This is a genomic window from Mesorhizobium helmanticense (genome assembly GCF_003034915.1).
Classification (GTDB): Bacteria; Pseudomonadota; Alphaproteobacteria; order Rhizobiales; family Rhizobiaceae; genus Mesorhizobium; species Mesorhizobium helmanticense.
In genome coordinates this window covers 1-13,005 of the sequence record NZ_PZJX01000005.1, presented here as the reverse complement: position 1 = coordinate 13,005, position 13,005 = coordinate 1, and the positions used below count along the sequence as shown (strand labels likewise).

Sequence of the window (13,005 nt, the reverse complement as noted above, 5' to 3'; positions counted from 1 at the left end):
TTTCACTTTCCTGATCCGGGCCGGATTTAGGTAGACGGCAGCGAGCGCGCGGGCCAGCCAGGAATACCTCAACAATCTTATACTCAAATGCATCAAATTTTATGTTTATTCTACTGGCGTTTTACTTAATATCTACTCCGCGCTTTTGCGTCGAATAAATCCACCCGTGTCATAGTCTCCTCAAACGGGGAGACTGAAGAATGAAGAGGACGAGGGGCAAGCTGTTGCTCTTGGCAATGGCGATGCAGCTTTCCGCCTGGGGGACAGCAGAGGCAGCGGGACCTGCCTTCATGCATACCGGCGGCCGCACCACACAGCCGGTTGGCCATTACGAGTTCTGCCAGAAGCTGCCGCGGGAATGCAGCCAGAGGACGCCGAAGCAGGCGCCGGTCGAATTGACCCGCAAGCTGTGGGCAAGGATCGTGAGCATCAACAATTCGGTCAACACCAGGATCGAGCCGCGCACCGACATGGAACTGTGGGGCAAGGAAGAGGTCTGGTCCTATCCCGACAGCGGGTTTGGCGATTGCGAGGATTATGCACTGGAGAAGCGCCGCGAGCTGATGGATATCGGCGTTCCGGCCGGCGACCTGTTGATGACGGTGGCTCGCCAGTCGAATGGCGACGGCCACGCGGTGCTGACCGTGCGCACCAGCCTCGGCGAGTTCATCCTCGACAATCTGAAGTCCAAGGTGCTGCCCTGGACCGCCACCGACTACACCTACCTCAAGCGCCAATCGAGCCAGAATTCGGGCGTTTGGGTAACGATCAATGACGGCCGCTCCGACGCAGTCGCCAGCGTCCGCTAAAGGACGCCAATGCATATCGCCCAAACGTGCGCAGCGGTTTTGGGACAACGAGATGCATAGAACAGAGGTCAAGCGCGTCGCGCGACGCGCTTAAGGAGAAAACCCGGTCGAGTCCCCACCCTCCCCGTCCCCAACGACCGGGTTTTAGGAGCCGGCCCCGTCCCCGGGCCGGCTCCGCTGTTTTTGGGATCGGCAGCGGTTCTGGCCTACGCCTTCTTCAACCCCGCCTTGAAGCGCTTGGCGTTGGCGACGTAGTGCGCGGCCGAGGCGCGCAGCCTGGCTACCGCCGCCTCATCCAGTTCCCGCACCACGCGCGCGGGCGAGCCGACGATCAGCGAATTGTCGGGGAATTCCTTGCCTTCGGTGACCAATGCCCCGGCGCCGACCAGCGAATTCCTGCCGATCTTGGCGCCGTTCAGCACGATGGCGCCCATGCCGATCAGGCTGTTGTCGCCGATCGTGCAGCCATGCAACAGCGCGCGGTGGCCAATCGTGCAACCTTGGCCGATGGTCAGGGGGAAGCCGGGATCGGTGTGCATGACCGTGTGTTCCTGCACATTGGTGTCGGCGCCAATGACGATCGGCTCGTTGTCGCCGCGAATGACGACGCCGAACCAGAAGCCCGCATTGCGGCCGACCCTGATATCGCCGATCAGCGTGGCGTCCGGCGCGATCCAGTTGCTGTCGGCGTCCTCGAAACCGGGCGTCTTTCCGTCGATCGCATAGAGCGGCATTTCTCGCCTCCGAATCGTCTCACACTACGCCTTATGCATGTCGTTACCGCAAAAACCGCTGCACACTTTTGCGCGACATGCACTAAAAGTTCGCAGACACTAGAAGCGCATCCGCCCGGGATGCAATGTCGATCAGCGCGATGCCCAAAGCCAACGCCCAGATCGTCGCGGTGCAGCCGCAGGAGATGAGCACCAGTGTCGAAATATGGCCTTCCCGCCAGGAATCCAGGGCGTCGTTGATGAACATCAGCGGACCGGCGCATGCCGTCGCCAGCAGCGTGCGCAGCATATGCTTCGGCGACACATAAGGTTCGGCAAAGGCGAGCCGGCGGCCCGACATCAACTCCATTGCCGCTCCGACCAGGCCGCACGCCGTGAGCCCAGACATAAAAGCGAAGAGTGTATGTTCGACCGGACCCATCTTTACCATCCGTTTACCATGAAATCGCACAGTCGCATTCGATAGGCGCGTTGCAAGAGCCATGCCGCGCCTGATGTGCCGCCGTAGGACACCCGAGGGGAGAGGGAGCATTTTGTGATGGATGGTCGATGTCGGGGATCGCGATGAAGCAAGTAGCCGCCGCCGAGGGCCCGCAACTCACCGCTGTCGATTCCACGCTGATGAAGCGGGTGTTCTACGCATTCGCGACGCTGGCATTGCTTTCGGTGGCGATCAGCCTTGGCGGCAAATGGTTTGGCCGCTCGATCGCCATGGCTGGTTATACGGACGACACCACGATCCATAAGATCGTCATCGGCAACAATGTCATCGCCGTGCCGGCCAATTTCATCCGCTTCGACCAGGCCCGCCGCGACGGCATCGCCTCGCGCCTCGACCTCTATCTGCGCTATCCCGAGATGGACGGCTACAGCACGGTCGCGCGCGACGATTTCAACCACATCGGTCCCCGCGGGAACATCGTCTTCCTGTCGTTCGAGCAGCAGATGATGTCGCGCGACATGAGCGGCCGTTTCGCGCCGATCTACAGCGCCTTGATCGCGCAGCCCGGCACGCCTGGCCCGGGCGGCACCACGCTCTACGGTTTCACCGAGAAATCAGGTTATCTCAACGAGGTGCTGGCGGTCGCCGGGCGCCCCGGCAAGGATCCGTTCGTGGCGCGCTGCCTGAGCGGACCGAGCGCAGCGGAATCGCTGGCACCTTGCGAACGCGACATCCAGGTCGGCGACAATCTCAGCCTCAGCTACCGCTTTCCCAGGGAATTTCTCGGCGACTGGCAGGCGCTTGACGCGGCGATCGCCGCCGAGGCCGCGCGCATCCTGAAGACCGGGCGCTAGCGCGGCCCGTCCGGGCAGGTCGGCCGAAGGGTCCAGCCACCAATTCAATTTCGCCCTCAGGCCAGGTCGATGTCGAGGATCGCCATCGAGAAATTGTAATCGCCATCGTCCTCGTCCTTGAAGACGATGCCGAGGAATTCGTCGCCAACATAGACCTCGGCCGAATCATCCTTGCGCGGCCGCGCCTTTACCTCGAGCTTGGGATTCTGGAAGACACGCTTGAAATAGGCGTCCAGCTTTCTGATTTCGTCCGGCTTCAACAGTTCTCTCCGATCGTCGGGCTTGCGAAAGCGCGTGGCGTCCGAGGGGATGCATACGACACGCTTTAGATCTTATTTTTTATGCGTGTCGTTGTCCCAAAACCGCTGCGCACTTTTGGGCGACACGCATTAGAGACGCGCTTCTGACACGTCGACAATGGCGATGTAAAGGCAAGCCGGCGAGAGAAACAACGCCCCCCAGCCTACAACCGGATTCAGCTGTGGGTCCGCGCCTGACGTCAGATGTCGAAGCTGACGACATGCTCCATCGACTGCGACGGCAAAAGCTGGTCCATCTGCCGCGAAGGCTGGTCGCAGCCGGTCTCGCCAACGACACGGGCCGGCACGCCGGCAACCGTCTTGTTGTGCGGCACGGGCGACAGCACGACGGAACCCGCCGCGACTTTCGAGCAATGGCCGATTTCGATGTTGCCGAGGATCTTGGCGCCGGCGCCGATCAGCACGCCGCGACGGATCTTGGGATGACGGTCGCCACCGGCCTTGCCGGTGCCGCCCAACGTCACGCCATGCAGTATCGACACGTCGTCCTCGATGACAGCGGTTTCGCCGACGACAAAGCCGGTGGCGTGGTCGAGGAAGATGCCCTTGCCAATGCGGGCAGCCGGGTTGATGTCGGTCTGGAAGACCGAGGACGACCGGCTCTGCAGGTAGAGCGCGAAATCCTTGCGGCCCTGGTTCCACAGCCAATGCGCCAGACGATGGGTCTGGATGGCGTGAAAGCCCTTGAAATAGAGCACCGGCATGATGAAGCGGTCGCAGGCCGGATCGCGGTCGTAATAGGCCTGGATGTCGACGCGCACGGTCGTCGACCAGTCCTTGTCGTCGGCCGCCATCGCCTTGAATGTCTGGCGGATGAGATCGGAACCGATGTCCTGATGGTCGAGCCGTTCGGCCAGCCTATGGATGACCGCCTCCTCCAGGCTTTCCTGGTTGAGGATGGTCGAATAGAGGAACGCCGCCAGCAACGGATCGCGGTTGACCGCTTCCATCGCTTCGTCACGGATCGAGCGCCAGATCGGGTCGATCGGCTTCACCATCGAGGGGCGGGCAATGGTAATGCTGTTCATCTGATGACTCCGGCTTGCCTATTCTCCAGCCGCATAATGCGCATGAGCATATCGTTGTCCCAAAACCGCTGCCCACCTTTGGGCGACATGCTCTATAAGCCAGATCATAACACGGGTGAACTCAATTTTCCTTAGTGCTTTGTCAAATGGATTTGGTTCACGGAAAATCAAGCGGCCATGGAAAACGAACCCTTGATCGACGAACCGCTGAAACGCGAGCTCTCCGCGCTGTATCAGGCAGAGAGCCGCCACTATCACAATCTCTCCCATATCCAGGCGATGCTGGCGCTGGCCGGGGACTATCGGGCCTCACTGAACGACCCCGAAGCGGTCGAAGCGGCGATCTGGTTCCACGACGCCATCTATGACAGCCGGGCCAAGGACAACGAGGCCAGGAGCGCGGCACTTGCCGAGACAAAACTCGCCGGCCGTACCGACGCGGAGCGCCTGGCTCGCGTCGCGGCGATGATATCAGCCACCGCCACGCATGAGCTGCCCAGCGTTCAGAGCCCTGACGGTGGCGATTTTATCCGCGATACAGCACTTTTCCTCGATATGGACCTGGCGATCCTGGGTGCGGCGCCAGATGCCTTCGACGCTTATGAGCAAGCGATCCGCCAGGAGTATGGCTGGGTTGAGGAACCGATGTGGAATGCTGGCCGCGGCGCGGTGCTGAAGTCCTTCCTCGCCCGCCCGCATATTTTCCACACCGAGGAATTCCGGCAGCGGTTCGAGCCGCAGGCCAGGCAAAACATGGCGCGCTCGCTCAAGGCGCTTGAGGCATGAAAGGCTTCTTCCTTCTCCCCTTGTGGGAGAAGGTGGATCGGCGCGTAGCGCCGAGACGGTTGAGGGGTGTTGGCCGGAGCGCTGTCGGTGCCAAGCTGGAACACCCCTCATCCGACCTTCTCCCACAAGGGGAGAAGGAAGAGGCGCACCTTACTCACAGCGGGTTTTCGGCGTAGAACTCCAGCACCCGCTGCTTGAAGGTCTTGTCCCCGACCGCCAGCATATGGTCGCGTCCCTCGATGTGAAATGCCCTGGCGTTCGGCATCAGGGCGGCCAGTTCGTCAGGCGAGCCGGCGATGTCGTCCCTGGTCCCCACGCCAATCAGGGTCGGCTGGGCAATGCGCGCGACATCGTCCTCGCTCATTGATGCCCGGGAACCGATGATGCAGACGGCGAGCGCTTGCCGGTCGCTTCGGGTCTGGTCGGCGAAGGCGCGAAACGAGCGGCCGCGCGCATGGCTGATTGTGCTCGGGTCCTCGGCCAGCAGCGCATCGGCGATCGGATCCCAGTCGCCGACGCCATCGACCAGACCGATGCCAAGGCCGCCGAACACCAGTGTGGCCACCTTGTCCGGGTCCGAAAGCGCCAGGAACGCCGATACCCGCGCGCCCATCGAATAGCCCATGACATGGGCGCGTTCGATGCCGAGATGGTCGAGCAGGGCCGCAGCGTCCGAAGCCATCCGGTCCGGCGTATAGTCTGCCTCTTCGTAGCTCTTCGACGAAGAACCATGACCGCGATTGTCCAGAGCGATGGCGCGGTAGCCTGCATCGTTCAGCGTCTTGAACCAGCCAGGCGACACCCAGTTGACGTAGTGGCTGGAGGCGAAGCCGTGGATCATCAGCACCGGGTCGCCACTGCCCGATGCCGGCTGGCGATCGAGGAAGGCAAGGTCAAAGCCGTCATGGGAGAAAGACTGCATCGGCTGAATCATTTGCTCCCGCCGATTGCCGGGTGGCGCAACAGGTCGCCATCCTCGATGCCGTCCCTGGCAGCCGTGCCCGCCTTGAGCTCGAGCACGAAACGCACCGGCACGCCGGGCGAGATGATCGCCTCGGATTGCGGCTCACCTTGCTTGATCGCCCGTATCTTGCCGTCCTGGCCGACGAAGATCAGGTCGAGCGGCAGCGGCGTGTTCTTCATCCAGAAATTCACTTCCCTGGGCGCCTCGAACACGAACAACATGCCGTGATCGTCGGCCATCTGTTCGCGAAACATCAGGCCGGCCTCGCGCTCGGCGGAGGTGTCGGCGACCTCGATGGAGAAAGAGCGCTCCCCGCCCTTCGTCACCGCGATCAGTGGCTGCGGGTCGACGGGAAGGATCATCGCCCGGCCATCGGCCGAGGTCGGCTGCTGCGAATAGAAGAAAGCGCCGGCGGCGACAATGACGGCAATTGCGGCGCAGAGCGCGCTCGCCGTCAGCCAGTTCCTGTGAGCCATTCAAAGTCCTCGGCCGGAAATCGTCCTAATGCGAAACCGGCAAGGTGCCCATATCAGGGTGAATTTCGGCAGCCATAAGGCCTTTGTCACCACGTCCGAAGCGAACCAGCACGACCTGACCGGGCCTGAGCTCGGTGATGCCGTAGCGGCGCAGCGTCTCCATATGGACAAAAATGTCCTCGGTGCCCTCGCCCCTTGTCAGGAAGCCAAATCCCTTGGTTCGGTTGAACCATTTGACCAGCGCCCGTTCGAGGCCGCTTTCCGGCGTGACTGAGACATGCGTGCGCTGATCCTGCATTTCGGCGGGATGGATCGCCGTGCTGACATCCATCGAGAGCACACGGAACGCCTGCAAGCCGCGCTCGCCCTGCTTGACGAGGCAAACGACGCGCGCGCCTTCCAGCGCCGTCTGGAAGCCGTCCTTGCGAAGACAGGTCACGTGAAGGAGAATATCACCTGAAGAGCCGTCATCAGGGAGAATGAAACCGTAGCCCTTGGCCACGTCGAACCATTTGATGGCGCCCGCAATCTCAACGAGATCGGCCGCGTCGCCCCTCTCGTCCCGATTCAAGGCGTCGCTACCGGTCCCGTCCCGCCCCATGAAAGAGGCCTTTTCCCCCATAAGAACGCCCCCTTTTGCCAAGAACACCACAACTGATTCTTGACATGAGATTAACACCGCGGCTTCCCAAGTGTGCAAGACCTGACGTGCCTTTTTTCACGGTTCCATACAGGAATACCCGATTTGTTGCAGCGATTGCCCTTTGGCCGGGTGGCCCCTATGTTCCCCCGCAACGCAACAATTCGAGGAAAATCACATGCGCTACCTTCACACCATGGTCCGCGTCGCCGACATCGATGCCTCACTCGATTTTTACTGCAACAAGCTGGGCCTCAAGGAAGTGCGCCGCCACGAAAACGAACAGGGGCGCTACACGCTGATCTTCCTCGCCGCGTCCGAAGACGAGCAAAGCGGCATTGCCGACAAGGCGCCGCTGATCGAGCTGACCTACAATTGGGATCCGGAAGATTACAAGGGCGGCCGCAATTTCGGCCACCTCGCCTATGAGGTCGACGACATCTACGCGACCTGCCAGCGCCTGATGGACAAGGGCGTCACCATCAACCGGCCGCCGCGCGACGGCAACATGGCCTTCGTCAGGTCGCCGGACGGCATTTCGATCGAGCTGCTGCAGAAAGGCCCGGCCAAGGCCAAGGCCGAGCCATGGGCCTCGATGGCGAACACCGGAGCCTGGTAAGCGATCACCTCATCGGGAGCGGCTATGGGCGCCCAGGCCGCGTAAGTGGCCTGAGCTCAGTTGCCGCCGGCCTTGCCGGCCATTTCCAGCAGCGTCAGGACCGTGCGCCAGTTGCGGGCGGTGCCAGGCACTTTGAGGGTGCGTGGAATAAGATTGGCGAAAACCGATTTGCCGAGCCCGTCCGGGGCGTGCAGGTAAAGCACATCGCTTTTGACCTCAAAACTCTCGGGACCGGTGCATTTTTCGGCCAGCCGCGCGATCTCGTCGGCGGTTGGCTCGCGCTCGAGCACATAGGCGTGCAGCTTTGTCGGCTCTCCCGCGACATCAGGGTAGGGATTTTCCTTCACCAGCCGCTCGAACCAGCCGAGGTCGCGCACCATGATGCGGGAATGGAACCCCCACTTCTTCTCGAAGGCGGCTTCCAGCTGTTTGGTCAGACTGGCGGCGTCGCCCTTTCCCGCCCGAAAAACCGCGTTGCCACTCTGCACATAGGTGGCGACATCGGCAAAGCCGAGTTCTCCAAGGAACGACCTGAGTTCAGCCATTTTGACGATGCGATTGCCGCCGACATTGATGCCGGAAAACAGCGCGACAAAGACCTTTCCCCGATCGCTCATCCGACTTGGCCGTTCATATGATGAATCCCGCCAGCGTCTCGTTGTCGGTAATGTCCTGATATTGGACGCCCTCGGTGTCGAAATTCGCCTTGAGCAGGTCGAAATTGCGGCGGTCCTTGGTCTCGATGCCGATCAGCACCGAGCCGAAATTGCGCGCCGATTTCTTCAGATATTCGAAGCGGGCAATGTCGTCGTCGGGCCCGAGCATTTCAAGGAAGTCGCGCAGCGCGCCCGGCCGTTGCGGAAAACGGATGATGAAGTATTTCTTCAACCCTTCGAAGCGCAGCGCTCTTTCCTTCACATCCGGCAGCCGCTCGAAATCGAAATTGCCGCCCGAAACCACGGCGACGATGGTCTTGCCCCTGATTTCCTTCTTCGAAAAATCCTTCAGTGCGTCGATCGCCAACGCCCCGGCCGGCTCGAGCACCACGCCTTCGACGTTGAGCATCTCGATCATGGTCGCGCAGAGCCGGTTTTCCGGAATGAGCCGCACCGCATCGGCAGGAAATTCCTTGAGATGGCGCAGCGGCTCGCGGCCGATCTCGGCGACCGCCGCGCCGTCGACGAAATTGTCGACCTTGGCGAGCCTGACACGCTTGCCGCTAGCGAGGCTCTCCTTCAGGCTCGGCGCGCCGGCCGGCTCGCAGAAGACGAAGCGCGCCTCGCGGCGCTGGTCGGCGAAATAATGCGCGACGCCGGCGGCCAGACCGCCACCGCCGACCGGCAGCATGATGATATCAGGCATGCGCGCGCCCGGCATCTGGTCTGACATCTCGTAGGCGACGGTCGCCTGTCCTTCGATGATGTCCCTGTGGTCGAACGGCGGCACCATGTGCGCACCGGCGCTTTCGGTGAATTCCAGGGCGGCGCGGTAGCAGTCGTCGAAGAAATCGCCGACCAGCCTGATCTCGACGAACTCGCCGCCGAACAGCCGCGTCTTGTCGATCTTTTGCTGTGGCGTCGTCACCGGCATGAAGACCACGCCTCGTTTGCCAAAATGGCGGCAGACGAAGGCAAAGCCCTGCGCATGGTTGCCGGCTGAAGCGCAGACGAACAGCTCGGCATCGTTGCCGGCGGCGAGCGTCTTGCGGAAGAAGTTGAAGGCGCCCCTGATCTTGTAGGAGCGGACCGGCGACAGGTCTTCACGTTTCAAAAGTACGCGCGCGCCGGTCTTCTTCGACAGATAGTCGTTTTCCTGCAGCGGCGTCTGCGGGAAGATCTGCCGGATCGCGGCAGCGGCGATGGCGACGCGAGAAGAAAAACTGTTCATGGCAGGATCATCCGGGATCGCCTGTGTGCGCGTTTGATCCCCGCCTATTGCATATCCGACCTGGCAAAGCCATTGCCCGGCCCATCCTGCGGGCCGCCACAGGCATTCCCGGAATCCTTGCAAGCACTTGCAGGCGTTTGTTCATGCCTGTTGGCCTTCCTGCCGCCGCTCTGGCTTTCGCGCAACAGTGCGATGGCTGTCGCCAGACGCTGATCCGATTTCCGCTGGACACGACTTACTTCCGCCGCACTTCGCCTGTCCGGGAGGTGTCGCGGGGGTAGATGGGCCTTTCGGCCGGAGTTGGAATTTTTAAGTGCCTTTGAAGACGATCTGCATTTTTGCGCTTGCCTTGCTGGTAGCAGGCTGTGGTGGCCGGCAAACCGAGGAATTGCTCGGCAGCGCCATGGTGTCCGCACCGGTGACGGAAATTGCCGGCAACCACTCGATCTTCATCGCCACGACGCGCAAGCGCTCCGACGACCCAAACACGGTTTTCGACGGCGAGCGCTCGGCCACGCTGAACTACGCCCGCGTCAATGTCACCGTGCCGGGAATCCATCAGGCCGGCCAGATCGAACGGCGCTCGCGCGGCAATTCGAACGACCCGGCGAAGTATTTCATGGCCTCCGAGGTCGTCGGCTACGACACCCAGCCGCAATTCTCCAGCGCGCTCAACGCCGATATCGCGGCGCGCGGCGGCCGCGTCATGGTCTTCGTGCATGGCTACAACACCGGCTTCGACAGCGCCGTCTACCGCCTCACCCAGATCGTCCACGATTCCGGTTATCCCGGCACGCCGGTGCTGTTTTCCTGGGCGTCGGGCGCCAAGACCACGGACTATGTCTACGACAAGGAAAGCGCAAGCGCCGCCCGCGACCAGCTGGAGGTGACGCTGAGGATGCTTGCCCAGACCGGGGCGCGTCGCATCGACGTCGTCGCCCATTCGCTGGGAACCTGGGTGACCATGGAAGCGCTGCGCCAGCTCGCCATCACCGGCGACCGCGATCTCGGCGGCAAGCTCGGCGACGTGGTGCTGGCCTCGCCCGATATCGATGTCGATGTGTTCAAGAGCCAGATGCGCCGCTACGGCAAGCCGGACAAGCCGTTCATCCTGCTGCTTTCCGACGACGACCGGGCGCTCAGGCTCTCCGGCCTGATCGCCGGCTCGCGGCCGCGCGTCGGCGACTACAAGAACGCCGCCGACCTTGCCTCCTACGGCGTGACCGTCGTCGACCTTTCCAGCGTCAAAGGATCGGATCGCTTCAACCACAACAAGTTCGCCGACAATCCGGAGCTGGTGAAGATGATTGGCCAGCGGCTGCGCCAGGATGACGGATTTGCCAGCGACCGGGAAGTGACCGACCGCATCAACCTGCTTACACAGTAAGGCTTTCGCCCTGCGTGTTCACGATTGCGGCACCATCGGATAACTTTCAACTGGACCGGGCCGGCTGCTGCCTTTATCGAAATAGCCCAGGACACCGTGAACCCTCTGCGGGAGCCAGCGCGACCGTGCGTTCGAAGATTTTTGTCGTCGTTGCGTTCGCGCTCACTGTCACCGGCTGCGCCGGCCGGAACACGCACGACCTTCTCAACAAGACGACAGTCGCGGCGCCGGCCTCCGACATTGCGGCTACCCATGAGATCTTTGCCGCCACCACACGCCAGAAGGCGACGAAGGACCCGCGGCAGGTGTTTGACGGCGATCGCTCGCTGACCACCAGCTACGCCCGCGTCGACGTGACTGTTCCCAAGACCCATCAGGTGGGCGCCATCGAGCGGGCCAAAGGGTCGGCGGACAGCAAACCGGCGAAGGATTTCACCGCGACCGAGGTCGTCCACTACGACAGCGCGCCTCAATTTGCCAAGGCGGTCGGGGCCGACATCGCCATGCGCGGCGACCGGGTGCTGGTTTTCGTGCACGGCTTCAACAATGGCTTTGACGACGGCGTCTACCGGCTGACGCAGATCGCCCATGACACCAAATATCCCGGCACGCCGGTGTTGTTCTCCTGGGCGTCGAGCGGCAAGACCACCGGCTACATCTACGACAAGGAAAGCGCCAACGCCGCGCGCGACGATCTCGAAGCGACGCTGCGAATGCTCGCAAAAACACGGGCCAAAAGCATCGACATCATCGCCCATTCGATGGGAAACTGGGTGACGATGGAGGCGCTGCGCCAGCTTGCCATCACCGGCGACCGCGATCTCGGCGGGAAATTGGGCTATGTCGTCCTGGCCTCGCCCGACATCGATGTCGACGTGTTCAAGAAACAGATGATCCGCTACGGCAAACCCGACAAGCCGTTCGCCATCCTGCTTTCCGCCGACGATCGGGCGCTCAAGCTGTCGTCGCTGATCTCGGGCGACAAGCCGCGCGTCGGCGACTATGGCGATGCGGCCGACCTGGCCAGCTATGGCGTGTCTGTGGTCGACCTCAGCCAGACCAAGGGCGGCGACCGGTTGAACCATGCCAAATTCGCCGACAATCCGATCCTGGTGCAGTTGCTCGGCAACCGCCTGCGGACGCCGGCAAGCCTGGCATCGGAAGAAACCGATCCGGCACAGCTCAACAATATCGGCGAAGGCCTCGGCAAGGCCGTCGGCTCCGTTGCCGAGATCGTCATCACGACGCCGTTCAAGGTGCTGACCATCGCCACGGGGGGCTGACCGCCGTCGGGTTCTCAGACGAACAGGTCGACTTTCCGGAAGGTCGTCACGTCGATCAGGCCGACATCGGAAATCCTCAATTCCGGGATGACGACCAGCGCCAGCAGCGAATGTTGCATGTAGGCGTTGTTGAGCGAACAGCCCATCCTGCGCATCGCCTCAGTGAGCTTCTCCGCCTTGGCGGCGACGATTTCAGCCCGCTCGTCCGACATCAGCCCGGCGATCGGCATTTCGACCAGCGCCAGTTCCTTGCCCTTCGAGAACAGCACGACACCGCCGCCGACCTCGCCCAGCCGGTTGACCGCCAGCGCCATGTCCTGCTTGTTGGTGCCGACGACGATGATGTGGTGTGCATCGTGTGCCACGCTGGAAGCCATGGCGCAGTCGCCCATATAGCCGAAGCCGGAGACGAAAGCGTTGGTGACGCCGCCCGTGCCCCTGTGGCGCTCGACCAGCGCGATCTGGCAGACATCGTTGCGGCGGTCCATGGCAACCAGCCCATCCTCGACCGGCAGATCGGCCTCCAGCGCCCGCGTCGGCGCCTGGTTCTCGATCACGCCGATGACGCGCACCCGCACCTCGTTGGCGCCCTTGGGGGCGGCGACGTCGAAATCCCCGGCCTTCAGTTTCTTGCCGAGCTTGACGGTGTTCTTGGCCGTTCTGGGATAATCATAGGCCGGAATGTCGATTTCGAGCTTGCCGCCCTTGGCCAGCCTGACGCCGCGAGCATAGACCTCGTCGATGGTCATTGCCGCCAGATCGGAAACGATGAGGAT

General features: G+C 62.1%; 16 protein-coding genes. 6 read left to right on the top strand and 10 right to left on the bottom strand.

The annotated features are described in order from the left end of the window. Window positions 1–200: 200 nt before the first annotated feature. Complete coding sequence (locus C9427_RS02340) at window positions 201–809, top strand: transglutaminase-like cysteine peptidase (protein WP_107647609.1); 609 nt, start codon at window positions 201–203, stop codon at window positions 807–809. A 206-nt stretch (window positions 810–1,015) separates the two neighbouring features. Here C9427_RS02340 and C9427_RS02335 read toward each other — a convergent pair whose 3' ends face one another. Together C9427_RS02335 and C9427_RS02330 are read right to left on the bottom strand one after the other, a co-directional pair. Next, window positions 1,016–1,543, bottom strand: a complete 528-nt coding sequence (locus tag C9427_RS02335; protein ID WP_107647608.1) for a gamma carbonic anhydrase family protein — start codon at window positions 1,541–1,543, stop codon at window positions 1,016–1,018. Window positions 1,544–1,625: 82 nt separating this feature from the next. Further along, window positions 1,626–1,964 (bottom strand): DUF6949 family protein, encoded by a 339-nt coding sequence (locus tag C9427_RS02330; protein ID WP_107647607.1) that lies wholly within the window; start codon window positions 1,962–1,964, stop codon window positions 1,626–1,628. Between the two features lie 143 nt (window positions 1,965–2,107). Here C9427_RS02330 and C9427_RS02325 point away from each other — a divergent pair, with 143 nt between their 5' ends. Beyond that, a complete protein-coding gene (locus tag C9427_RS02325; RefSeq protein ID WP_107647773.1) occupies window positions 2,108–2,839 on the top strand; it encodes a hypothetical protein in 732 nt (243 codons plus the stop codon). Window positions 2,840–2,895: 56 nt separating this feature from the next. Here the strand turns inward: C9427_RS02325 and C9427_RS02320 are convergent, their stop codons facing one another. Further along, on the bottom strand, window positions 2,896–3,099 hold the full coding sequence (locus tag C9427_RS02320) for a DUF3126 family protein (protein ID WP_013531334.1): 204 nt from the start codon (window positions 3,097–3,099) through the stop codon (window positions 2,896–2,898). Window positions 3,100–3,338: 239 nt separating this feature from the next. Beyond that, window positions 3,339–4,187, bottom strand: coding sequence for a serine O-acetyltransferase (gene cysE / locus C9427_RS02315; RefSeq protein ID WP_107647606.1), 849 nt, complete (start codon window positions 4,185–4,187; stop codon window positions 3,339–3,341). Window positions 4,188–4,364: 177 nt separating this feature from the next. On the opposite strand from cysE, the gene C9427_RS02310 reads away from it, so the two are divergent. Continuing rightward, window positions 4,365–4,973 (top strand): HD domain-containing protein, encoded by a 609-nt coding sequence (locus C9427_RS02310; protein WP_107647605.1) that lies wholly within the window; start codon window positions 4,365–4,367, stop codon window positions 4,971–4,973. Window positions 4,974–5,127: 154 nt separating this feature from the next. Here the strand turns inward: C9427_RS02310 and C9427_RS02305 are convergent, their stop codons facing one another. The 3 genes from C9427_RS02305 to C9427_RS02295 are packed head-to-tail and all read right to left on the bottom strand — an operon-like array spanning window position 5,128 to window position 7,035. Continuing rightward, window positions 5,128–5,895 (bottom strand): alpha/beta fold hydrolase, encoded by a 768-nt coding sequence (locus C9427_RS02305; protein WP_107647772.1) that lies wholly within the window; start codon window positions 5,893–5,895, stop codon window positions 5,128–5,130. Window positions 5,896–5,903: 8 nt separating this feature from the next. Beyond that, complete coding sequence (locus tag C9427_RS02300; protein WP_107647604.1) at window positions 5,904–6,413, bottom strand: DUF192 domain-containing protein; 510 nt, start codon at window positions 6,411–6,413, stop codon at window positions 5,904–5,906. A 25-nt stretch (window positions 6,414–6,438) separates the two neighbouring features. Beyond that, window positions 6,439–7,035 carry a cold-shock protein gene (locus C9427_RS02295; RefSeq protein WP_097577476.1) on the bottom strand — a complete coding sequence of 199 codons (597 nt, stop codon included), beginning with the start codon at window positions 7,033–7,035 and terminating at the stop codon, window positions 6,439–6,441. A gap of 196 nt (window positions 7,036–7,231) precedes the next feature. On the opposite strand from C9427_RS02295, the gene gloA reads away from it, so the two are divergent. Beyond that, window positions 7,232–7,672 (top strand): lactoylglutathione lyase, encoded by a 441-nt coding sequence (gloA, locus tag C9427_RS02290; protein WP_107647603.1) that lies wholly within the window; start codon window positions 7,232–7,234, stop codon window positions 7,670–7,672. 56 nt (window positions 7,673–7,728) lie between these two features. Here gloA and C9427_RS02285 read toward each other — a convergent pair whose 3' ends face one another. Continuing rightward, window positions 7,729–8,289: a DUF1697 domain-containing protein gene (locus tag C9427_RS02285; protein ID WP_107647602.1), complete on the bottom strand. Its 561-nt coding sequence runs from the start codon at window positions 8,287–8,289 to the stop codon at window positions 7,729–7,731. Window positions 8,290–8,302: 13 nt separating this feature from the next. Beyond that, a complete protein-coding gene (ilvA, locus tag C9427_RS02280) occupies window positions 8,303–9,559 on the bottom strand; it encodes a threonine ammonia-lyase IlvA (protein WP_107647601.1) in 1,257 nt (418 codons plus the stop codon). Between the two features lie 313 nt (window positions 9,560–9,872). Here ilvA and C9427_RS02275 point away from each other — a divergent pair, with 313 nt between their 5' ends. Next, window positions 9,873–10,946: an alpha/beta hydrolase gene (locus C9427_RS02275; protein WP_107647600.1), complete on the top strand. Its 1,074-nt coding sequence runs from the start codon at window positions 9,873–9,875 to the stop codon at window positions 10,944–10,946. A gap of 125 nt (window positions 10,947–11,071) precedes the next feature. Further along, window positions 11,072–12,229: an alpha/beta hydrolase gene (locus tag C9427_RS02270; protein ID WP_107647599.1), complete on the top strand. Its 1,158-nt coding sequence runs from the start codon at window positions 11,072–11,074 to the stop codon at window positions 12,227–12,229. Window positions 12,230–12,243: 14 nt separating this feature from the next. On the opposite strand, the gene C9427_RS02265 is transcribed toward C9427_RS02270, so the two are convergent. Further along, a partial coding sequence (locus tag C9427_RS02265) for an adenine deaminase C-terminal domain-containing protein (RefSeq protein WP_146172488.1) occupies window positions 12,244–13,005 on the bottom strand: 762 nt, incomplete at its 5' end.

Excerpts from the sequence above, each read along its gene's own strand:
- C9427_RS02305 (WP_107647772.1), bottom strand. The coding sequence starts at position 5,895 with ATGCAGTCTTTCTCCCATGACGGCTTTGACCTTGCCTTCCTCGATCGC.
- C9427_RS02340 (WP_107647609.1), top strand. The coding sequence starts at position 201 with ATGAAGAGGACGAGGGGCAAGCTGTTGCTCTTGGCAATGGCGATGCAG.
- C9427_RS02325 (WP_107647773.1), top strand. The coding sequence starts at position 2,108 with ATGAAGCAAGTAGCCGCCGCCGAGGGCCCGCAACTCACCGCTGTCGAT.
- gloA (WP_107647603.1), top strand. The coding sequence starts at position 7,232 with ATGCGCTACCTTCACACCATGGTCCGCGTCGCCGACATCGATGCCTCA.
- C9427_RS02335 (WP_107647608.1), bottom strand. The coding sequence starts at position 1,543 with ATGCCGCTCTATGCGATCGACGGAAAGACGCCCGGTTTCGAGGACGCC.
- ilvA (WP_107647601.1), bottom strand. The coding sequence starts at position 9,559 with ATGAACAGTTTTTCTTCTCGCGTCGCCATCGCCGCTGCCGCGATCCGG.
- C9427_RS02295 (WP_097577476.1), bottom strand. The coding sequence starts at position 7,035 with ATGGGGGAAAAGGCCTCTTTCATGGGGCGGGACGGGACCGGTAGCGAC.
- cysE (WP_107647606.1), bottom strand. The coding sequence starts at position 4,187 with ATGAACAGCATTACCATTGCCCGCCCCTCGATGGTGAAGCCGATCGAC.
- C9427_RS02330 (WP_107647607.1), bottom strand. The coding sequence starts at position 1,964 with ATGGGTCCGGTCGAACATACACTCTTCGCTTTTATGTCTGGGCTCACG.
- C9427_RS02300 (WP_107647604.1), bottom strand. The coding sequence starts at position 6,413 with ATGGCTCACAGGAACTGGCTGACGGCGAGCGCGCTCTGCGCCGCAATT.
- C9427_RS02285 (WP_107647602.1), bottom strand. The coding sequence starts at position 8,289 with ATGAGCGATCGGGGAAAGGTCTTTGTCGCGCTGTTTTCCGGCATCAAT.
- C9427_RS02310 (WP_107647605.1), top strand. The coding sequence starts at position 4,365 with ATGGAAAACGAACCCTTGATCGACGAACCGCTGAAACGCGAGCTCTCC.